Source organism: Acidimicrobiales bacterium, assembly GCA_041394185.1.
Lineage (GTDB): Bacteria > Actinomycetota > Acidimicrobiia > Acidimicrobiales > Poriferisodalaceae > JAAETH01.
Window position 1 is genome coordinate 29,133 of sequence record JAWKIQ010000005.1, and the last position, 21,186, is coordinate 50,318.

The 21,186-nt window shown below is 66.4% G+C and carries 16 protein-coding genes; 12 read left to right on the forward strand and 4 right to left on the reverse strand.

Annotated features, from left to right (window positions below; translation table 11 throughout):
• The first annotated feature begins 26 nt into the window (after positions 1–26).
• Positions 27–2,372: an ABC transporter substrate-binding protein gene (locus R2770_20280; protein MEZ5282802.1), complete on the forward strand. Its 2,346-nt coding sequence runs from the start codon at positions 27–29 to the stop codon at positions 2,370–2,372.
• Positions 2,373–2,547: 175 nt separating this feature from the next.
• Here R2770_20280 and R2770_20285 read toward each other — a convergent pair whose 3' ends face one another.
• Together R2770_20285 and R2770_20290 are read right to left on the reverse strand one after the other, a co-directional pair.
• Entirely contained in the window at positions 2,548–3,753 is a 1,206-nt protein-coding gene (locus R2770_20285; GenBank protein ID MEZ5282803.1) for an aminotransferase class III-fold pyridoxal phosphate-dependent enzyme, read from the reverse strand.
• Positions 3,754–3,763: 10 nt separating this feature from the next.
• Positions 3,764–4,420: a nitroreductase family protein gene (locus tag R2770_20290; GenBank protein MEZ5282804.1), complete on the reverse strand. Its 657-nt coding sequence runs from the start codon at positions 4,418–4,420 to the stop codon at positions 3,764–3,766.
• 54 nt (positions 4,421–4,474) lie between these two features.
• On the opposite strand from R2770_20290, the gene R2770_20295 reads away from it, so the two are divergent.
• The 6 genes from R2770_20295 to R2770_20320 all read left to right on the forward strand — a co-directional run bounded on the left by R2770_20295 (position 4,475) and on the right by R2770_20320 (position 14,418).
• A complete protein-coding gene (locus R2770_20295) occupies positions 4,475–6,481 on the forward strand; it encodes an HD-GYP domain-containing protein (protein MEZ5282805.1) in 2,007 nt (668 codons plus the stop codon).
• A 57-nt stretch (positions 6,482–6,538) separates the two neighbouring features.
• Complete coding sequence (locus R2770_20300; GenBank protein ID MEZ5282806.1) at positions 6,539–8,329, forward strand: HD-GYP domain-containing protein; 1,791 nt, start codon at positions 6,539–6,541, stop codon at positions 8,327–8,329.
• A 48-nt stretch (positions 8,330–8,377) separates the two neighbouring features.
• Complete coding sequence (locus tag R2770_20305) at positions 8,378–10,291, forward strand: ABC transporter ATP-binding protein (GenBank protein ID MEZ5282807.1); 1,914 nt, start codon at positions 8,378–8,380, stop codon at positions 10,289–10,291.
• Positions 10,278–12,080: an ABC transporter ATP-binding protein gene (locus R2770_20310; GenBank protein MEZ5282808.1), complete on the forward strand. Its 1,803-nt coding sequence runs from the start codon at positions 10,278–10,280 to the stop codon at positions 12,078–12,080. Before R2770_20305 ends, R2770_20310 begins: the two co-directional genes overlap by 14 nt.
• Before the next feature lie 61 nt (positions 12,081–12,141).
• Entirely contained in the window at positions 12,142–13,491 is a 1,350-nt protein-coding gene (locus R2770_20315; protein MEZ5282809.1) for an aminotransferase class V-fold PLP-dependent enzyme, read from the forward strand.
• Between the two features lie 9 nt (positions 13,492–13,500).
• Positions 13,501–14,418 carry a cation diffusion facilitator family transporter gene (locus tag R2770_20320; protein ID MEZ5282810.1) on the forward strand — a complete coding sequence of 306 codons (918 nt, stop codon included), beginning with the start codon at positions 13,501–13,503 and terminating at the stop codon, positions 14,416–14,418.
• Here R2770_20320 and R2770_20325 read toward each other — a convergent pair.
• A complete protein-coding gene (locus R2770_20325; protein MEZ5282811.1) occupies positions 14,408–14,899 on the reverse strand; it encodes an NUDIX domain-containing protein in 492 nt (163 codons plus the stop codon). The genes R2770_20320 and R2770_20325 overlap by 11 nt on opposite strands.
• Before the next feature lie 47 nt (positions 14,900–14,946).
• Between R2770_20325 and R2770_20330 the strand changes: the two genes are divergently transcribed.
• Genes R2770_20330 through R2770_20340 form a run of 3 tightly spaced genes read left to right on the forward strand, consistent with a single transcriptional unit; the run spans position 14,947 to position 18,526 of the window.
• Complete coding sequence (locus R2770_20330) at positions 14,947–15,570, forward strand: hypothetical protein (protein ID MEZ5282812.1); 624 nt, start codon at positions 14,947–14,949, stop codon at positions 15,568–15,570.
• The gene (locus tag R2770_20335) at positions 15,567–16,118 is read left to right on the forward strand and encodes a hypothetical protein (protein MEZ5282813.1); all 552 of its coding nucleotides are present in this window, start codon (positions 15,567–15,569) and stop codon (positions 16,116–16,118) included. The genes R2770_20330 and R2770_20335 overlap by 4 nt, the downstream gene beginning before the upstream one ends.
• Positions 16,115–18,526, forward strand: coding sequence for an AAA family ATPase (locus tag R2770_20340; protein ID MEZ5282814.1), 2,412 nt, complete (start codon positions 16,115–16,117; stop codon positions 18,524–18,526). The genes R2770_20335 and R2770_20340 overlap by 4 nt, the downstream gene beginning before the upstream one ends.
• Positions 18,527–18,539: 13 nt before the next feature.
• Here R2770_20340 and R2770_20345 read toward each other — a convergent pair whose 3' ends face one another.
• Positions 18,540–19,736, reverse strand: a complete 1,197-nt coding sequence (locus tag R2770_20345; protein ID MEZ5282815.1) for an acyl-CoA dehydrogenase family protein — start codon at positions 19,734–19,736, stop codon at positions 18,540–18,542.
• Between the two features lie 54 nt (positions 19,737–19,790).
• Between R2770_20345 and R2770_20350 the strand changes: the two genes are divergently transcribed.
• Together R2770_20350 and nth are read left to right on the forward strand one after the other, a co-directional pair.
• On the forward strand, positions 19,791–20,504 hold the full coding sequence (locus tag R2770_20350; protein MEZ5282816.1) for a nitroreductase family protein: 714 nt from the start codon (positions 19,791–19,793) through the stop codon (positions 20,502–20,504).
• 21 nt (positions 20,505–20,525) lie between these two features.
• Entirely contained in the window at positions 20,526–21,173 is a 648-nt protein-coding gene (gene nth / locus R2770_20355; GenBank protein MEZ5282817.1) for an endonuclease III, read from the forward strand.
• The last annotated feature ends 13 nt before the right edge of the window (positions 21,174–21,186 follow it).

The window sequence follows — 21,186 nt, forward strand, 5'->3', positions numbered from 1 at the left end:
TGGGTCCGGCCACCTAGGGGGAACCAATGAAACCGAATCGTCTGCTGATCATCTTGCTGGCGGTGCTGGCCTTCGCAGCCACCGCGTGCTCGTCTGGCGACAGCGACTCGGACGGCGGGTCGTCGCCCGACGACTCGGGCACGGGCCAAGACATCTCGTCGGCCACCACCGAGGCGGCTCCTGACGAGACCGGCTTGGAGATCACCCGAGGTGGCGAGATCTCGGTGGGTATCGTCGCCGAGAGTTCCGGCTGGTATCCGCCCAGTGCCGAAACCGCGTTCTCGGCCGGGTTCCTGGTGATGGACGCCCTGTACGACCGTTGGTACGACCAGACCGGAGGTGGCGAGCTCATCCCCGTGGTGGCCGCTGCGCGTGCCACACCCAATGACGATGCGTCCGAGTGGACCATGCCCATACGGCCGGGGATCATGTTCCACGACGGCACCGAGGTAAACGCCCAGGCCGCCGTCGACATGATCACCCAGTGGCACGAGGGTCCGTTCGGTTCGTCGTCCACCATCGACCGGGCCGAGGTGGTCGACGAGTACACGGTTCGTTACTTCCTGACAGGCCCCGACCCGGCGTTCGAGGAGGTGCTGGCCGGGATAGCGACCGGCGCCGTGTTCTCCCCCACCGCCGGGCGCGCATTCGGACCTGAAGACTCGGTCGACAACCCCATCGGCACCGGGCCGTTCATGTTCGAATCGTGGATTCGCGACAGCGAGGTCGTGGTGGTGCGCAACCCCAACTACTGGCGCTCGGCACCCGACGGCGGCACCCTCCCCTACCTCGATCGCATTCGTTTCCGGGTGCTTCCCGACGGAACCGCTCGTCGTGCCAGCCTCGAGGCCGGCGATCTCGACATGGCCACCCAGGGTGGACCCGACGGAGGGCCCGCTCTGATCGAACAGGGTTTCGTGCCCTACGAGTTCATCGGCAACGGCGCCGCTCTGAACATCTACAACACCGCGGTGCCACCATTCGATGATGTTCGCATGCGCAGGGCCGCTGCACACGCCCTCGACCCCGAACAGGCAAATGCGCTGCGCCCACCGAACCTGTCCGGCGTGGCCGAGTTCCGGACCCAGTACTACAACTCGTCGAGCCGGTGGTACGACGAGGCTGCGGGCGAGGGCTATGCCAGGTTCGACCCCGATGAGGCCCAGCGGCTTTATGACGAGTACATCAACGACCCTGGCCGCAGCGACGGCAAGTCCGTGGGCGAGCCGGTGAGCTTCACCTACGACTGCAACACCGACCCGATCAACCTCGACACCGCCCAGTTGTTCCAGCAGGAGTGGGGCGACGTCGGATTCGAGGTCGAGATCCGCACCACCGAGCAGGCGAGCTTCGTCAACCAGATCATCGGCACGTCCAGCGAGCCGCTGTTCCAGGGCGACTTCCAGATCGCGTGCTGGGCCGACGGCAGCGAGCAGGACCCGTTGTCGATCTATCGCACGCGCTATGGGTCGAACCAGGTGTTGAACTGGACCAACTTCACCGATCCGGCCATCGACGCAGCGCTCGAAACCCTGCGCACGAGCCTCGACTTCGACACCCGCAAGGCCGCTGCCGCCGACATCGCACGCATCACAGCCGATGCCCAGACGGTGTATTGGTGGGCTTCGGGCTCGACCCTGGTTCTGGGGCGCCCCGAGGTTCACGGTGTAGAGAACTTCACCTACCCCGACGGGCAGGTGGGCGAACGCCGCGGGTCGGGCCGGGTGTGGTGGCACGAGGTCTGGCTGGAAGGCGCCGAGCCGCTCGACGATGTACCGACCGGTTTCGTCGAGATCCCGGAGGTCACCACCACGACCACAACCGAGGCACCCGCAGAGCCCGTACCAGGCGGGCCCGATCCAGCAATCGCAGACGCAATGCCTGCCGCGCCGCCAGGGTTGAGGATGGCTGGCAACGGGCCACCGTTGGCCGATCTGTGCCCTGGTATCACGACGCTCGAAGGCATCGAACCGATCAGTGCCACATCCCAGAGCTATCCGGGCGACCCGCAGCTGGGGCCGAACGGACAGGTCACGATCTATGTCCTCGAGCCCGGGGACGCAGACACCATCATCGGCCGCTACGAGCAGGCTGTCGCCGAGTGCGTCGAGTTCTCGACAGAACTCGACGACGGCACGCCTGTGAACCTCGGTTATGTGAGCAGAGATCTGGGGTCGTTCGGCCCGGAGTCTTACGGCTACGGGGTGGCCGGCGACGCGGGCGGTTTCCCGATCGACAGCGACATCGTGTTGATCCGCTCGGGCGACAACTTGGCTCTGGTCACGGCGCTGCACATTCTGAGCCCCGCCGATGGTTCTGTGGTCACACCGCTGGCCGAGGGAGCCGCCGAGATACTGGCCGGGTTGGGCTGACCCTGCTGCGGCTCCGCGCTAAGCCCGGCGTGTGTCCGCGCCCGCATCTTTGCGACAAGAAGCAGTCGGATCCCACGGCCGTCGCAAAGATGCGGGCAGCGCAGACGTGGCCTGGGCGCTGCCTGCGCCGACCGATGTGCGTATGAGCGACACCAAAGGTGTCGCGAACTAGCAGCTAAGAAGCGGCCTTTACCAGGGTGTCGAGCATCTGGGTCACCTCGGATTCGGTGATGACCAGGGGCGGACAGAACGCGATGGCAGTGCCGATGGGGCGCACGACGACGCCGGCGTCGAGCATTGCGTCGCGAACCGGTATCGCATCACGCCCCAGTTCCGCAGCCCAGATGGCGCCCTGACCACGGTAAGACTCGATCGTGCCGTCGTCGGCCAGCGCAGACAGACCCTCGGAGAACCACTTGTGGAGTTCGCCGGCGGCACGGTCGACCAGGCCTTCGTTTTCGATGATGTCGATGTTGGCGATGCCCGCGGCACAAGATGCGGCGTGGCCCGAATAGGTGTAGCCGTGGCGCATCACACCACCGATCTGCTCGAGCTCGCCGGCCACCTGGCGAGATACCGCCACACCAGACAGCGGTAGATAGCCCGACGTGACACCCTTCGCGAAGGTGAACAGGTCGGGTTGCACCGACCAGGTCTGCGACCCGAACCAGCTGCCGGTGCGCCCGAATCCGGCGATGACCTCATCGAAACACAGCAGGGCTCCGTGGTCGTCGCAGAGACGGCGCAGGCCCTCGAGATAGCCCTCGGGGGGCGGGATCACCCCGCCTGCGCCCTGGATGGGTTCGGTGATGATTCCGGCTATCTGGTCGCCCTTTTCGGCGAACAGCGACGCCGCAGCCTCGAGGTCGCCGCTGGGCACCTGCTCGAAGTGAGGCACCAGGTCGCCCCAGCCCTCACGGTTGGGGGCGATGCCTTGTGCGGTGGTGCCACCGAAGTTGGTGCCGTGATAGCCGTGCTCGCGGCGAACGAGGATCTGCTTGTCACCCTTGCCCCGCCGCTGTTGAACCAGCCGCATGAGTTTGAGGGCGGTGTCGACGGCCTCCGAACCCGAGCAGCCAAGGAACACCCGGCCATCGGGGAACGGCGATTTGGACCGGATCGACTCGGCGACCTGGCGTGCCGGCTCGTGGGTGAAGGGGTCGAAGATGTGATAGTTCTCGAATTCGAGCATCTGGCGGTTCACGGCCTCGACGATCTCGCGGCGTCCATGACCCACCTGGCAGTACCACAGGCTCGCCAGGCCGTCGATGTAGCTCTTTCCGTTCGAGTCCCACAGCGTCGAACCCTCAGCACGCGCTATGGAGATGAAGTTCTCCTCTGGTTTCGCCGGGTCGGCGAAGGGGTGGAGCAAAGCTGACATCGGTCCTCCTCTATGTAGACCAAGGCGTGCCGAACGAGTCGACCGAGGTCAGCTCGGCCACGGCCTGTCGCGTGATCTTGCCATGTCCGCCGCCTTCGGGATAGCCGACGGGCACCATCGCCGCTGTCATCCACGGCTGTGGCACGTTCAACAGCTCCAGCACCTGGGGCTCGCGGCGACAGTGAAGTGTGGTCAACACGCAGCCCAGACCTTCGGCACGACACGCGAGCATGGCGTTTTGCACCGCCGGATACACCGAGCCACCCCCGACGATGCTGGTGCGATCGAGATCGATGTCGGTGATGGCCATGCGGGTCGGATCGGCGAAGAACATCAGAATCGCCGGTGTGTCGGCCAGGTTCGCAGCCAGTTGATCGCCCGCGGCCGCGGTGCGCTGCATCTTGGCCAGCGCCTCACCCTCCAGAGCCGCCATGCGAGTCCGAACGATCTTCATGTATTCCTGCCACTCGGGCTCATAGATCGCCTGCAGGCCCTGTTTGACGGCGCGATCCTTGACCACCACGACATGCCAAGGCTGGGCGTTGCCTCCGGTAGGAGCCCACGCCGCGGCTTGAATGACCCGCCGAAGTACATCGTCGGGAATCGGATCGGGCCGCAGGCGCCGAACGGCGCGCAGCGTGCTCATGGCTTCGTACAGGTCGACCATGAGCGAATTGAATCACACGCTCACCCGACCTTCCCATTGTGCCGATGGAAACCCGTGGCGTCGACGCTCTCGAAGGCAGACACCCAATACGAAGAACGGCCCGACGGCGGTTCCGCGCGCTCGCAGGCCACCGACGCGGCGACGGGGCGCTGGCACACCTCGCCCTGGTGGCCACGGATCATCAAGTTCGTCATGTTCGCCCTGCCGATCGTGTTCGCGATGGTGGCCGGAAGCCTCTACGCCAGGGTTCTGGGCGACCCCAGCAGCTGGTTCGTTGCGGCGTTGTGGTGGCTGGGCCTGATGTCCGTCACCAGCGCAGTCGTCTACATCAGCCGCCCACTGATCCAGCGGCTGAGCCCCCTGGCCTTCCTCTATCAGCTGACCTTGGTGTTCCCCGATACAGCGCCAGATCGCTTCAAGATGGCGATCAGGCAGCGATCGGTACGAGACCTCCAGCGCCGCCTCACCAACGGTCAACCTCTGGGCGACACCCCCCAGGAGGCAGCAGAGAACGTAGTGCTGCTGGTGAACGCCCTGAACGAGCACGACAGGCGTACCCGAGGCCACTGCGAGAGGGTCAGGGCCTATTCGGACCTGATCGCCGAAGACATGAAGCTGTCGCCAGACGACAGGACCAAGCTCCACTGGGCCGCACTGCTGCACGACGTTGGCAAGCTGGCGGTGCCGCCCGAGATCTTGAACAAGGACGGCAGGCCCACCGACGAAGAGTGGCAACTGCTACGCCAGCATCCCGGCGCGTCGGGCCGCCTGCTTGTGCCGCTGATCCCTTGGCTGGGTGAGTGGCTGCTGGCGTCGACCCAGCACCACGAACGCTGGGATGGCGATGGCTATCCCCGGGGCCTGAAGGGCAACGAGATCTCCCTGGCCGGTCGCATCGTCGCGGTTGCCGACGCCTACGACGTCATGACCTCGACCAGGTCCTACAAGGCCGCATGGTCAAGGGAGAACGCTCGCCTCGAGTTGGCGCGCAACGCGGGCACCCAGTTCGACCCCCGAGTGGTTCGGGCGTTCATGTCGATACCGTCATCTCATCTTCATCGCATCGCGGGGCCACTGTCGTGGTTTGCCGAGTTCCCTCGTATCGCAGAGGTAATCGGTCGGCTCGGAACGGTGTCGGGCACAACGGTCGGCGCTGTGGCTTCGGCTGTCACCACGGCTGCGCTGGCCACCTTGGGCCTCACCTCCCTGGGCTTCAACGATGCCCCAGATGCCACGGCGATGTCTGCGGTCGTCGCCGCAGAGTCGAACATGCCTGACGGCGCTCCGGCAGCCGACGACCCCGTGGTCGTGGATGAGGGCTCCGAGACCACCACGACCTTGGCCATGACCGACCTGGTGCTTCCAGAGAACGGTATCGCCAACACCACGGCCGTGGCACCGGCCGAGCCAGAGAGCACCACGACGACGGTGGTCACCAGCGCGTCGACGATCGTCGACACCTCGATCGCCACGACGACCGTCGCAGCGCCGCCGACCACGACCAGGCAGACGACTACGACGACCTTGCCTCCTCCGCCGAGCACGACCACCAGCACGACGACCACGACGACAACGGGCAACGTACCCACGACAACGGTGGCCCCTCCCCCGCCCGGCGGCTACGCGCTGTCCACTCGGGACCAGCTGAACGGCGGCGGCCCCAGCGCTCCCAACTTCGTGTACCTGATCGCCGAATCGGTACCGACCCTTCTAGACGATCCGCTGGTGGTTCTGGCCCCCGTCGCCGACATCACCGCCGGTTCCCTCGCCACGGCTACGATCCCCGCCGGATCGACGGTATGCAGCTCGATCGTTCATGCCAGAACACCCAGCGGAGCGAGCGCTATCTCGTTCGAGATCAACTTCATCGGAACGATCCTGGGCTTCTCGGTGACCAACGCACAGTTGGCGCAAACCAGCTGGTTCTTCGGGGCCGGTGCCCCCTCATTCTTGGGCATCGAAGGCTCTGACACGGTCGGCTTCGACGGCTCGAAGGTTCGCGGCACGTTGTACGCATCGGCAACAGACGCCGATCAGGTGCGCGTCTACGTGTCGTGTTAGGCAGCGCCAACGCCGGCAGCAGCTAACCCACCAGCCCCGGCCGCCGATGGGAACAAGGTGAGCGCAGAGTCACCCAAGACCACGGCTACTGGCGGCTCGGCGCGCTCGCAGGCCGACGGCTCTGGACGTTGGCGTGCTTCTCCTACAAAGGCCTGGGCCGTTCGGGCGTTCGTGTTCACGGCTCCACTGGTCGCCGGCTATGTGGCCGGATTCGTTGCCGCAACCCTCGTTCCGCGACCGGCGGGCCTGCTGGCCGCGGTCGGCTGGTGGGTGGCGATCCTGGCCGCGTCGACCGCGGCGATATGGCTGTCGCGGCCGGTGATGCAACAGTTCGCTCCGCTGTCGTTCCTGTACCAATGCAGCCTCGTGTTCCCCGACGACGCGCCGTCGAGGTATTCGGTGGCGTTGAGGCGTTCGCAGGCCCGCGACCTGGCGAGGCGCGTAGAAGCCGGCCTGCCGCTGGGCGACACGCCCCAGGAGGCGGCCGAGAACATCCTGGCGATACTGGCCGACCTGAACGACCACGACCGCAAGACTCGCGGTCACTCCGAGCGGGTGAGGGCGTACTCGGATCTCATCGCCGAGAACATGGGCCTGCCCGACGACGATCGTTCGATGCTGCACTGGGCTGCGCTGTTGCACGATGTCGGAAAGCTGACCGTGCCGGCCGAGATACTGAACAAGAACGGGCGACCTACCGACGAAGAGTGGATGACGCTGCGCGAGCATCCGGGCGCGGCCGGACCGATCCTCGAACCGCTACGCCCGTGGCTGGGCGAATGGCTCGACGCCGCTACCCAACACCACGAACGCCACGACGGCGATGGCTACCCGCTGGGTCTGGCCGGCTCGGACATCTCGTTGGCGGGCCGCATCGTGGCCGTGGCCGATGCCTACGACGTGATGACTTCGGCCAGGTCGTACAAGAAGCCCTGGAAGCCCGAAGACGCCAGGCGCGAGCTGGCCAGCTGTGCTGCCACCCAGTTCGATCCAAAGGTCGTGCGGGCGTTCTTACACATCTCGACCGCAAGGCTCCAGCGCATCAGCGGTCCGCTCAGCTGGCTGGCGCAGGTTCCCCGACTGGGCGAACTGGTGGGCAGCGCGACCACCGCAGGATCCACGGCCGCGACGGTGGCGGGTGCTGCTGCTGCCGCCACCGTGATGGCTCCGCTGATGGTGGCGACCTACGACACTCCGCAACCCGCGGCCGCAGCCCAGGTCGAACAGACCGCACCTTCGACAACCAGCTCAGCGCCCGACGACACGGTTGTGGTCGATCGAACCACAACGACGGCCCTGAACCCTCCGACCAGCCAGACCACGATCGGGCTGCCGACCACGACCACATCGGTGGACGCCACGACCTCGTCCTCCACCACCACCGAACCCATCGAGTCGCTCACGGCGCATCCACTCGACCGCAGCGTCATCCGCCTGGCGCCAGACCAACTGGTTGTCGGCTCTGGTCCAGACGACATCACCTCCGACAGCTCGATGTTCGTGATCCACGAGTCGGGCCCTACCACTCTGAGCGCTGACCTGCGAGTAGTGGGTGCGTCTTCGGGTCGAACAGTCGGCATCGGCTCTTCCGCGGACTTCACGATCACATCGGGGTCGTCGATCTGTAGCTACCTGATCGTGGCCGCCAGCCCGCAGCGAGATCGCCCCATCGACGCGGTGATCGGCAGCGACGACACGATCCTCGGCTTTGCCGTGGGCGCCGCAGAATTCACCTCGCCCATCGAGCCGGGTGACTCGTTGACCGTCGACGGCCAGGTGGTGCTGGTCGAGTTCGATGCCACCGGCACCGACCGCGACCAGGTCAGGATGTTCACGGCCTGCGGCTGAGGCATCGGCTGATCGCCAGTGTCCCAGTGCTGCGATAGCGTCCGCTGAGTGGGCAGCAGCAGCGGCCGATCCGCACCAGACGAATCCCAATCCCCCGACACCTCGCCCTTGCAGCGTCTGATGTCGCGCCAGGAGGTCACCTTCGCCCGCGCCCTCCACCGCGCCGCGCCGGGCCTCAGCACCGCATGGTGGGCAATCCTGTTCGCCCGCGGTCTGGTGCCTGCGCTGCTGGCGATCTCGACGGGCTGGCTGGTCGGCGCGGTCGACCGGGGCGACAGCTTGACGGCCCCTTTGGTGTTCGTCGGGTTCGTGTTCGTCGGCTTGCAGATTCTGGCGCCAGTTCACCAGGCGGTGGGCTCGGCGTTGGGTGTCCGCACCGCCGACCATCTCAACCGTCGCCTCATGGACACCGTGTCGGCTCCCGAGGGCATAGCCCACCTCGAGCGCCCCGATCTGGTCAACGACTTCACAATGGCGCGCGACTTCGACCTGGGCATCACCGGTCCGCCGCTTTCGATTTCGATGGACTTCGTCGCCGGCGGCTTGGTTCAGATGGTGGCCGGCATCGCCACGTCGTGTGTGCTTTTTGCCTTCGCTTGGTGGGCTCCGCTGGTGCTCATCATCGGGTGGGGCTCCACACATTGGTTGCTTCGCGAAAGCGCGGTCTGGAAGACCCGCAACACCGATCGGGTCCGGACCGCTCAGCGTCATGCCGACTACGCCTACCGGTTGGCCGTCGACGCACCGGCGGCCAAGGAGGTCCGATTGTTCGGCTTGGCCGATTGGGTCATCGAGCGGTTCCGCACCAGGCGCCTCGAACTCGACGATCTCAGGTGGGAGGCGACCCGGCTGCGCGAGCGACCCGTGGTGTGGAGCCTGGTCGTGGTGCTGAGCGCCAACGCGCTGGTGTTCTGGCAGGTGGCCGAAGCTGCACTGTCGGGTTCTGCCGACCTGGGCGCTGCGGTCGTGTATCTGCAGGCCGCCATCGGTGCCAGCGCAATAGCGTTCGGCGGGCTCAGCTGGGCCATCGACTCGGCGGCCGCGCCGGTGGCTGCGGTCGAGAAGGTCGAACGCGCAGTCGGCGAGGTCGAGCCCATTCAGCAGGGCCAGGCCAGCGCTGCGCCCGGAGCCGTGTCGATCCGCTTCGAAGACGTCACCTTCACCTACCCGACCGCTACCGAGCCGGTGCTGAGGGGCCTCGACCTCGAAATCCCTGCGGGCACCAGCCTGGCCATCGTCGGGCAGAACGGGGCGGGCAAGACCACACTCGCGAAGCTGATCTGTCGCCTCTACGAACCCGATTCGGGCACCATTCGTGTCGACGGCCAAGACATGCGCACACTCGACCTGGCCACATGGCGGAGTCGCGTCGCTGCCATCTTCCAGGACTTCGTCCGCTACGAGTTGCCGCTCATCGACAATGTCGATCCGGCGGGCATCGCGGCCAGCGCCCTCACCCAGAACGGGTCGGGGCCCCACCCGGCGCGCACCGAAGCGGTGGTGCGCGCCCTCGACAGCGCCGGAGCCGCGGGCCTCGCCGATCTCGACACCACGTTGGCCCGGGGTTACGCCAACGGCACCGAACTCAGCGGTGGGCAGTGGCAACGCGTGGCTTTGGCCCGGGCCGTGCACGGCGTGTTCGCCGGAGCCGGCGTGGTGCTGCTCGACGAGCCGACGGCCCAGCTCGACGTCCGCGGCGAAACCGAGATCTTCGAGCGGATCCTCGAAGCCACCCGCGGCTGCACCACCATCCTCGTATCGCACCGCTTCAACACCGTGCGCAAGGCCGACCGCATCTGTGTGATCGAAGACGGCCGGGTCATCGAGCTGGGCACACACGAAGAACTGCTGGCGCTGGGAGGGCGCTACGCCACCATGTATCGGCTGCAGGCGGCGCGCTTCGCCGCCGGTGAGGCCGAACTCGACGACCAGGGAAGGGAGGTCGTCGGTGAATCACTCTGACGCAGCCCCCGACACTGGCCTGCCCCCAGCCATCCCATCGCTGTTGCGTACTGTCCGCATCGGATACCGCGCCGAGCCCAGGCTGTTGCTGGTGTCGTTTGTGATGGTGCTGTTCACCGCACTTCCGGACGCTCTCATAGCGCTGTGGCTGTCGATCCTGGCCGACGGCGTGCTCGACGGTTCACGGCCCAAGGTGGTCTGGGCCGCCCTGGGGCTCGGCCTCTCGGCCACGCTCACCTGGTTTCTTCGCACCGTGCTCGATCGCATCGAGCGCCGGTTCCGCGACCGGGTTTCTGTTGCCCTCGAGTCTCATGTCGCCCAGCTGCAGGCCTCGGTGCCCACCATCGAGCATCACGAACGACCCGACTACCTCGACCGGCTGTCGGTGCTGCGCGACCAGGTGTTCGCCCTCGACCACCTGTTCATGTCGCTGTTCTCGACCATGGGCTGGGTGTTTCGCCTCATCATCACCCTGGTCTTGTTGGCCACGGTGCACCCATTGCTGCTCGTGCTGGTGGTCTTCGCCCTGCCCACCGTCTACACCGCCACGTGGCGCCCCGGCATCGAACGCAAGGTCGAAGAATCGGTAGCCCAACACAACCGGCGAGCCAGGCATTTGTTCAGCCTGGTGACCCTGCCCCACAGCGCCAAGGAGGTACGCCTCAGCGGCAACGCGCAGGCCATCAAAGACAGGCGCAACGAGTCGTGGACGGCCTGGTGGACCCCCCTGTCGGCCACCCGACGCAACACCGCGTTGTGGCACAGCCTGGCTTGGGCCATCTTCGGAGCGGCGTACGTGGGCGCCATCGTCTTCGTCGCCGAAGGGCTGGGCTCGGGGCCCTCCGCGGTGTTGCTGGTTCTGGTGGCCGGGTCGCGACTGTCGATGTACGTGGGTGCCGCAGTCGGCGAGCTGGGGTTCCTGCGGGGTATCTGGCTCGATTCGTCCCAGCGCCTGGCCTGGCTCGAAGACTACGCCGCGGCCGCCGACGAGTCGGCCGACCTCGACGCTCCAGACCACCTGGCCCACGGCATCGACTTCGAAGCGGTCGACTTCACCTATCCCGGAACTCAGCGAAAGGTCCTCGACTCGGTCGACCTGCACCTGCCGGCGGGTGCGGTCGTCGCCATCGTGGGCGAGAACGGTGCCGGCAAGACCACCCTGGTCAAGCTGCTGGCGCGCATGTACGCCCCGTCCGCAGGTCGCATCACCGCCGACGGCGTCGACATCGCCCGCTTCACCACCCGCAGCTGGCGCTCACGGCTGGCCGGGGCGTTCCAAGACTTCTTCCGATTCGAGTTCGCAGCCCTCACCTCGGTGGGGGTTGGCGACGAGCCGCACATCGACGATCGGCCCGCCGTGGGGGCAGCCGTCGGGCGAGCCGGCGCCGACGACGTCGTATCGGGGCTGGCGGCCGGTCTCGACACCCAGCTGGGCCCATCGTGGGAGGGCGGCGTCGAGCTGTCGCACGGCCAGTGGCAAAAGGTCGCCCTCGCCAGGGGCTTCATGCGAAGCGAACCTCTGGTTCAGGTGCTCGACGAGCCCACTTCGGCTCTCGACGCCGAGACCGAGAACGCCCTGTTCGAGCACTACGCGGCGGCTGCGCGCGGCTCGGACGGCGGCCGCATAACCATCCTCATCTCGCATCGCTTCAGCACGGTTCGTATGGCCGACCTCATCGTCGTGCTCGACGGTGCCAAGGTGGTCGAGGTCGGCTCACACGCCGAACTGATGGCCGCCAAGGGCCACTACGCCGACCTATACGAAACCCAATCTTCGTCGTATCGCTGACCCAATACCGGTCCAAACGCAGTGTCGACTGGCCCGGTCGATTGGTGGTGGTGTTCGGTTCGTGGAACCGCTTCTGATCGACGCCGCACGACGCGCCAGCCGCTACCTGGCCCAACAACCCGACCGAGTGTCTCCCGGGCCCGCCGCCGTTGCGGGGCTCGAAGACCTCGACCTCGCGCTCGGCGACAGCCCATTGCCGCCAGAACAGGTGATCGAAACCCTCGATCGTGTCGCCTCACCGGCGACCATGCGCTCGACGGGCGGAAAGTACTTCGGGTTCGTCAACGGGGGCACGCTGCCCGCAGCTCTGGCAGCCGCCTATCTGACCTCGGCCTGGGACCAGAACGCCGCCTTGCCGGTGATGTCTCCGGCCGCGGCGCGCTTCGACCAGGTGGCAACCGACTGGATCATCGATCTCCTCGGATTGCCTTCAAGTGCGGCGGCGACGTTTTGTGGAGGAGCCAGCGTGGCAAACCTCACCTGCGTCACCGCCGCGCGCGACGCGATGCTGGCCCGCCTGGGATGGGATGCCCGGGCCAAGGGCATCAACGGCTCGCCCCGCCTGCGCATCGTCGCAACGGCCGAGGCCCACGTCACCATCGACAAGGCAGCACGAGGTATTGGCCTGGGCACCGACGCCATCGAGAGAATCCCCACCGACGAAGCCGGCAGGGCTCGACCAGACGCTGTTCCCGATCTCGACGACCGGTGCATCGTCGTTCTGCAGGCCGGCAACGTCAACACCGGCCACTGCGACCCCTTCGCAGAAATCGTCCCGATGGCTCACGACGCCGGAGCCTGGGTTCACGTCGACGGGGCGTTCGGGCTGTGGGCAGCTGCGTCGCCTACACGGCGTCGCCTCGTCGAGGGCGTGGGCCAGGCCGATAGCTGGGCCACCGACTGCCACAAATGGCTGAACGTCGCCTACGACTCTGGCGTGGCCATCGTGGCCGACGAGAACGACATCCGTCGTTCCATGACCACCGACGCCGCCTATCTAGAGGCCACGGCAGGGCGAGCCCCCATGCACATGGGCTTGCAGATGTCTCAACGAGCTCGCGGTTTCGAGGCTTGGGCCGCCATGGCATCTCTCGGGCGCAAAGGCATCGCCGAGTTGGTCGATCGCACCAGTGACCGTGCCGCCCAGTTGGCTCAGCTGCTTGCCCAGGCTGGCGCCGAGGTGCTGACGCCCGTAGTGCTGAACCAAGCCCTGGTGGCCTTCGGTGACGACGCCACCACCGATGCGGTGATCGCCGCCGTGCAGGCCGACGGCCGGTGCTGGGCCGGCGGAACCATTTGGCACGCCAGACGGGCGATGCGCCTCAGCGTGTCATCGCACGCGACCACGCCCGACGACATCGTCGACAGCGCGCAGGCCATCATCGATTGCTGGCGGGCGGTCAGCGCCTAACCTCGAACCATGGCTTTGGGCCACGGGCACTCTCACGGACACGAGCATTCTCACGGGCCGGACGGCACCGATGTCTCGGTGGCGCGGCTCAGCTTGGCCACCGGCGTAAACGTCGGTTTCGCGGTGGTTCAGGTGGTCGTGGGCCTGCTGATCGGTTCGGTCGTGGTGCTGGCCGACGCCTTGCATCAGGTTGTCGACGCATTGGGCCTGGTCACCGCCATGGTCGCCCTGCGCCTCGCCAGGCGTCCCAGCGACCACGCCATGACATTTGGCTGGGGCAAGGTCGACGCCCTAGGCGCCTTCACGTCTGGCCTGTTGTTGCTGGGGTCGATCATCTGGGTGGCCTACGAGTCGATCCACCGCCTGTTCGATCCTGTCGAGGTGGCAGGAGCCGGGGTAATAGCCATCGGCCTCATCGGAATAGCCATCAACGGACTCAGCGTGCTTGCGCTGAACGGCGCATCCGGTCTGTCGGTACGCGCCGCCCGGCTGCACCTGCTGATCGACCTGGGCGGCTCAGTGATCGTGGTTGCGACCGGTGTGCTGCTGGCGACCACCAGCGCAGAGTGGCTCGACCCGGTGGCGTCGCTGGTGCTGAACGCGGTGGTGCTTAGATCGACCCTGGCGGTGCTGGCGGCTGCCAGCAACGAGCTGCTCGACCGCAGTCCTGGTGACATCACGGTCGCCTCGGTCGATTCCGTGCTCGGCAACCTCGATGGCGTCGAGCAGGTTCACCACGTGCACGTCAGAGGGCTCGGCAGCGGCAAGGTCAGCGTCACCGCACACGTTGTGCTCGACAGCGAGTTGTCGTTGCACGCGGCTCAGGGGCTGATCGACGCCATGGCCCAGGCCCTGGAGGCCGAGCTGGGGGTAACCCACTCGACCATCCAGATCGAGTGCCACGAGTGCGAGGCCATCAGCCACTGACCTCACCGGTGTTTGCCAACAGCTCGAGCAACCGGTCGATGAACACCGTCTGGCTCTTGGCCAGCAACTGCCTGGCGTCTTGCGGGGTCACCCAACTCGCACGCTCGACCTCGGGGAACTGCTGAACCAACCCCGACCGCGGCGGCCACTCGACCTCGAAGGTGTTGGACACGATGTCGTCGGCGTCGAAGTCGCCCTCTCGGGCCAGCACCACGATGGTCTTCGAGCCCGATCTCGACGTACCCAGGTCGGCCGAGGTCCCGGGTGGTGCCGATCTGCCCATCTCCTCGGCGAACTCGCGCTCGGCGGCCGCGGCGTCGTCGGCGTCGGCCTCGGTGACCAGCCCTTTGGGCACCGTCCACGAATGGGCGTACTTGTTGGCCCAGAACGGGCCGCCCATCTTGGCGATCAGCACCTCGACGTGGCCCTCTGGCGGCCTTTTCCTGTACAGCAACAGGCCCACGCTGCGTTCACCAGCCATCGACGCACCGTAGTACCAACCGATCTCTGGCGTATACGATGCGGGCCTTGTCTGGGTCGAGCGGGGAGCTCTTGCGACTGGGCATGCGCCGGGCAGTCGCCGCTGTGCTGTTCTTCGTCGCGCTCGGTGGGCCGCTGACTGCGTGCGGCCTCGAAACCAGCAGGCAGTACGTCACCAGCGACGACGGAACGATGTCGCTGGCGCTGCCCAACGAATACACCGTGCTTGCGTTCGACGCATGGCAAAGCGGCTGGATGATGGGTGCCGACGCCGACGCCGAGGCCACGTTCGACCACGCCGGCCGATTCGGGGTCGAGCAGCCGTTCGTCATGATGTCGTCCACCGCCCTTTCGGCCGAGGCCCGCGACCGCGTGTCGCTGCAGACCCTGCGCGAAAGTGCCACCTTCGACGGGACCGACCCGTCGCGCGACGACGGTGCTCACCGCCTAACCCTCTACGAGCGCTACCTCGACGACCGGGGTTACGAGGGTCAGGTGATCCGGTTCGACACGGTCGTCGATGGTCGGTCTTCCACGACCGTGCTGGCTGCGTTCTTGAGCCCCGACCGCTCGGCCGTCTACAGCGTCAACGTCTCGTGCTCGACCCAGTGCTACCTGCGATCCGCGGACGAAATCGACGCCATCGTCGACTCGATCGAGCTGACGCCATGAACCTCGCTTGCCGTGCCTTCTCGATGGCCGTCGTTGCCCTGCTGGCGTCGACCGCCTTGGCGGCGTGTGGGCCGCCGACCGCCCAGACGTTGACCACCGGCGACTCGGTCGAGTTCGCGGCGCCGGCCGACTGGGACCGGGTCGACGACTTCGGGCCCGACGTGGTGGCTGTGGGTCACCCAATCGACACCGACCTGGGCGTCAGGACCGAACCGGTCGTCATCGTCCAGTCGCTCGCAGGCTCGACGGCCGACTCGTTCGAGACCCTTCGCCGGCGCACCATGGGATACGACCCGTTGAACCCAGACGACGATCTCGTCACCGAGATCACGATGCTGGGGTACGACGAGTTCACCGAACCTCGGGCATGGGGTGTCGAGATGTATTTCTCCAACAGCAACAGCCTCTACCGGGTACTGACCCTGGTGAACCGGGCCGACATGTCGGTACACATCGCCACGGTCACGTGCACCCGACGCTGCTTCGAACGCAACCTCGACACGATCGAACAGATCATGTCGTCTTGGACCATCGAGGAGCCACGATGAGCGAAGTCGACGACTCCCCCGAGCCCGTCATCGGGTCGGTCACCTCGGCCGGTGACGGAGGATTGACCCCAGCCCACGTCGAGGCCTCCGAAATCTGGGTTCCACCGCCCGAGCCGCCCAAGGCCAGGCACCCGATGCAGACCTTCGACCGGTTCAAGCTGCTGGCCCTGATGACGGTGCTGTTCGTGGTGTTCGTGTGGCGCCAGCGCGCCGACGTTCCGGTGATGACACTGGGCGACGCCATCATCGAGCAGTTGCAGGCTCGACGCTGGCTGCTGGTGCTGTTCGTCGTCGAAGCCTTGCGCCAGATGCACTATCTGATCAGCGAGCGCTCGCCCCGGTACAACCACTTCTGGGTCGACCGGGTTTGGGGTCGCATCGACCGCTGGAAAGACCGTCGCAATCCGTGGTTGCGCTTCAGGGTGGCGCGCTATCTCAAGTGGACGGCCTTCTATCTGTTGGTGTCGCTGCTGGTGTCGCGCCGGCGCGACATCTCGCTGGTCGACGGCATCGGCCAGACCCCGGGCGCGATCTGGGATTTCTTGTCCACAGGCCCCGAAACGGTGCCGTTCTGGATCAACATCGCGTTCCCGATGTTCTTCATCGTCGGCCAGTTCGTGTTGCTGTTCTGGTTCCTCAGCCGCGGCGGGGTCGACACCTACATGCCACAAGACATCGAGACCACCTTCGACGATGTGTGGGGTCAAGACCAGGTGCTCGACAAGGTGCGCGAGAACATCGTGTTCCTCGAGAACCCGGCCGAGATCGAAGACCGCGGCGGCCACGTGCCCGGAGGCCTGTTGTTGTGGGGTCCGCCCGGCACCGGCAAGACGCTGATGGCCGAGGCCGTGGCCGGCGAGACCGGCAAGCCCTATGTGTTCGTCGACCCGGGCGCGTTCATCAACATGTTCATGGGCGTGGGCATCCTCAAGGTCAAGAGCCTGTTCCGCAAGCTCCGCAAGCTGGCGCTGAAGCACGGTGGTGTCATCGTGTTCTTCGACGAGGCCGACTCGCTCGGTAACCGTGGCCAGTTGGCGGGCGAGCCAGGGCCGGGCATGGCCCACTCGGCCTTCGGCGACGATCACATGAGGTGGCTTTCGCCCGAGGCCCAGATGGCGCTGATCGACGCGGCCGCCGGGCGCCACGAACCCAGCACCGACGTCGAACCACCTCGCCGCGTCATCGACAAGGTGATCATGGGCATGGGCGGCGGCGGAGGGGGCGGCATGGGCACCCTGCAGGCGCTGCTGACCGAGATCTCGGGCCTCAAGAAGCCGCGCGGCTTCCTGAACCGCCAGGTGAGGCGCTTCCTGGGCCTCAAGCCCAAACCCCCGTTCAAGTACCGCATCCTCATCATGATGGCCACCAACATGCCGTCGGCCCTGGACGACGCCTTGCTGCGACCGGGCCGCATCGACCGCATCTACAAGGTCGGCTACCCGTCGAAGGATGGCCGCCGCCGCACCTACGAGGGCTACCTCAACAAGGTGCGCCACAACCTGACCGATGACCAGGTCGACAAGTTGGCGGTGATCACGCCCTACGCGACCGGGGCCACGATGAAAGACCTGGTGAACGAGGCCCTGATCACGGCGGTGCGCGACGGGCGCGACACGGTGACCTGGGCCGATGTCATCTCGGCCAAACACTTCAAGGAACTCGGGCCATCCGAGGACGTCGAGTACATCGAGCGAGAGCGTCACGCAATCGCCGTTCACGAGGCATGCCACGCAGTGGCCGCCCACCGGGTGCGCCATCACATGGACATCGACATCGCCACCATCGAGAAGGGCGGCACCTATCTGGGCATGGTTCGATCGGTGCGCCCCGAAGACCAATTCACGCGCTGGCGCACCGATTACGAGGCCGACATCATCGTGTCGCTGGCTTCGCTGGCGGGCGAGCGGATGTTCTTCGGCGACGACAACTCGTCTGGCGTCTCGGGCGATCTGGAAGGTGCCACCACCCTCGCTGCCCTGATGGAGGGCTATTGGGGAATGGGCTCGACCGTCGCATCACATGCTGCTTCGCTGCGCTTCAAGATCGGCGGCGGCACGGGCCGCGGACCAGGCGACGAAGAGGAAGAGTTCAGCCCCACACGCGGCCCGCTCGGCGAGCGGGTCGAGCAGAACCTTCGGCGCCTGCTAGACGACGCCGAGCAACTGCTGGCCGACAACCGCTACGAGGTTCTGGCCCTGGCCCACGCTCTAGAACGCAACAAGACCATCGCCGGCGAGGACGTCATCGCGATCATCGACGGCAAGCAGGGCCCATTGTTCGACGGCACCGTCTATTACACCGACGAAGCCCGCCAAGCCCTCGACGACTATCACCAGTTCGCCGTGGACGCCCACCGCGCCCATGGTCCGGTGTCGGTTCCGCTTCCCGAACTACCCCGGCCCGCGTGACACCGATGTCCGGCTAGCTGCGCGGCACCTTGATCCAGGGCACGTCCTTGTCGACGCGGGGTTCGCCCGGCAGGCCCAGCACCTGCTCGCCGACGATGTTGCGCATGATCTCGCTGGTGCCACCCTCGATCGAGTTGGCCCTCACCCGCAGGAACGCGTGATGGGCGCCCGATTCGGCGCCTGACACCGACAGGTCTTCTGGCCTACGGAACGTGTAGTCGTAGTCGACCTGGCCTGCCATGCCCTCGAGGTCTACGGCCGCCTCCATGATCGACTGGTTCAGCGACGAGAACGCCAGCTTGGCCACCGACATCTCGGGCCCCGGGTTGCCCGCCTTGCGGTTCTGCGAAGCGCGGATGTTGGTAAGACGCAGGGCCTCGGCCTGCACCCACAGCTTCATCAGGCGCTCTCGGGCTGCCGGGGTCTTGGCATGTTCGGGTGCCCGATTCCAGCCGTCGACCAGCACCGCTATGGCGCCGCTGCCCCGCTTGGGTGCTCCCCCGCCGCCGATGGCGCTGCGCTCGTTCATCAGCGTCGTCAGCGACACCCGCCAGCCATCGCCCACGTCGCCGATGCGGTTCGCGTCGGGAACGCGGGCATCGGTCATGTAGACCTCGTTGAACTCGGCTTCGCCCGTGATCTGGCGCAGCGGCCGCACTTCGACCCCCGGCGAATGCATGTCGAGTGCGAAGTACGTCATGCCCCGATGCTTGGGTGCCTCGGGGTCGGATCGGGTGACCAGCATTCCCCAGTCGGCGATGTGGGCCAGCGTGTTCCACACCTTCTGGCCGTTGATGACCCACTCGTCGCCGTCGCGCACCGCCCTGGTCGCCAGGCCGGCAAAGTCTGACCCCGCGCCCGGCTCGCTGAACAGCTGGCACCACTTCTCCTCGCCGGTGAACATCGGCCGCAGGAACCGCCGCTTCTGCTCGTCGGTGCCGTGGGTGTGCATGGTGGGGCCGATGAGGGCGATGAAGAAGGTGGCCGGGTCTTGTCCGGGCGCTTCGGCCTCTCGCAGACGGCGTTCGACGTGACCCTGCAGGTCGGGTCTCACGCCCAGGCCGCCGTGGCCTTCGTCGAAGTGCACCCAGGCCAGCCCGTGGTCGAATTGGTGCCCTCGGAACTCGATCCGCGTCATGTTCTGAGCGTCGGTGGCGGCGAGGAGGTCGTCGACTGCGGCGTCGACCCTGGCGAGCTGTGCGTCGGTCATGGCCGAGATTGTGCACCTCGGGCGCGCCGGGTCCAAACCGGGCAAGCTGTGCGCATGGCTCCACACTACGAGCACCCCTATCCCCCGCCCGAGTTGGCGGCACAACACCCGTTCATAGAGCTCGACTTCGCCCGCCTGTCGCCAGACGAGATGCAGCGTCGCGCCGGCGAATTCACCGCCGCGGTCGGCCGACGGCGCAGCGTGCGGATGTTCTCCGACGAACCGGTCGACCGCTCGCTGATCGAGCTGGCGGTGGCTGCAGCCTCGACCGCTCCCTCGGGCGCCCACAAGCAGCCTTGGAGTTTCGTGGCGGTGTGTGACCCGGTGTTGAAACGCCAGATCCGCGAGGCCGCCGAGGAAGAGGAACGCGTCAACTATCTCGACAACCGCATGAACGACGAGTGGCAGGAGGCCCTGGCGCCGCTGGGCACCGACCACCACAAGGAGTTCCTCGAGATAGCTCCGTGGATCGTCGTGTTGTTCGAGCAGCGCTATGAGCTGTTGGCCGACGGGACCCAGCGCAAGAACTATTACGTCAAGGAGAGCTGCGGCATTGCGGCCGGCATCTTCATCACCGCCCTGCACAACATGGGCCTGGCCACTCTCACCCATACCCCTTCGCCGATGGCGTTCTTGACCAAGCTGCTGGGTCGGCCGGCCAACGAGCGTCCGTTCGTGATGTTCCCGATCGGCTACCCGTTACCCGGCACTCGGGTGCCCGATCTGCACCGCAAACCGCTGGCCGATGTCCTCACGGTGCTGGGCTGATTCGCAGCTATCGTCGCCCGGGTGAAACGTCAGGACAAGGCAGACCGCATCGGCGAGATTCTCGACGACCTGTACCCCGAGACGCCGATACCTCTCGATCACACCGACCCTTACACGCTGCTGGTCGCCGTGGCCTTGTCGGCCCAAACCACCGACAAGAAGGTCAACGAGGTCACCCCGGCCCTGTTCGCCTTGGCCGACACCCCCGAGAAGATGGCGGCCCTGGGACCCGACCGCATCCTCGAGCTGATTCGCGAGATCGGCCTGGCGCCCACCAAGGCCAAGAACCTGTGGACCGCCGCCAACCAGATCCTCGACGCCGGCGGCGAGGTGTTGCCCGACTGGGAGTTCCTCGAGTCGCTTGCCGGCGTTGGCCACAAGACGGCCAGCGTCGTGATGTCGCAGGCGTTCGGCGTGCCGGCGTTTCCCGTCGACACGCACATCCATCGGTTGGCCGCCAGGTGGGGCTTGTCGAACGGCTCAAACGTCGAACGCACCGAGCGCGACCTGAAGGCGGTGTTCCCGCGCGAAACCTGGAACGACCGCCATCTGCAGATCATCTTCTTCGGGCGCGAATATTGCCCCGCCCGCCATCACGATCTGCTGACCTGCCCGATCTGCAGTTGGGCAGCCACGAAGAAGCGGATTCGCGACGAGGCCCGCCGCTAGGAAGTCGCGGGCC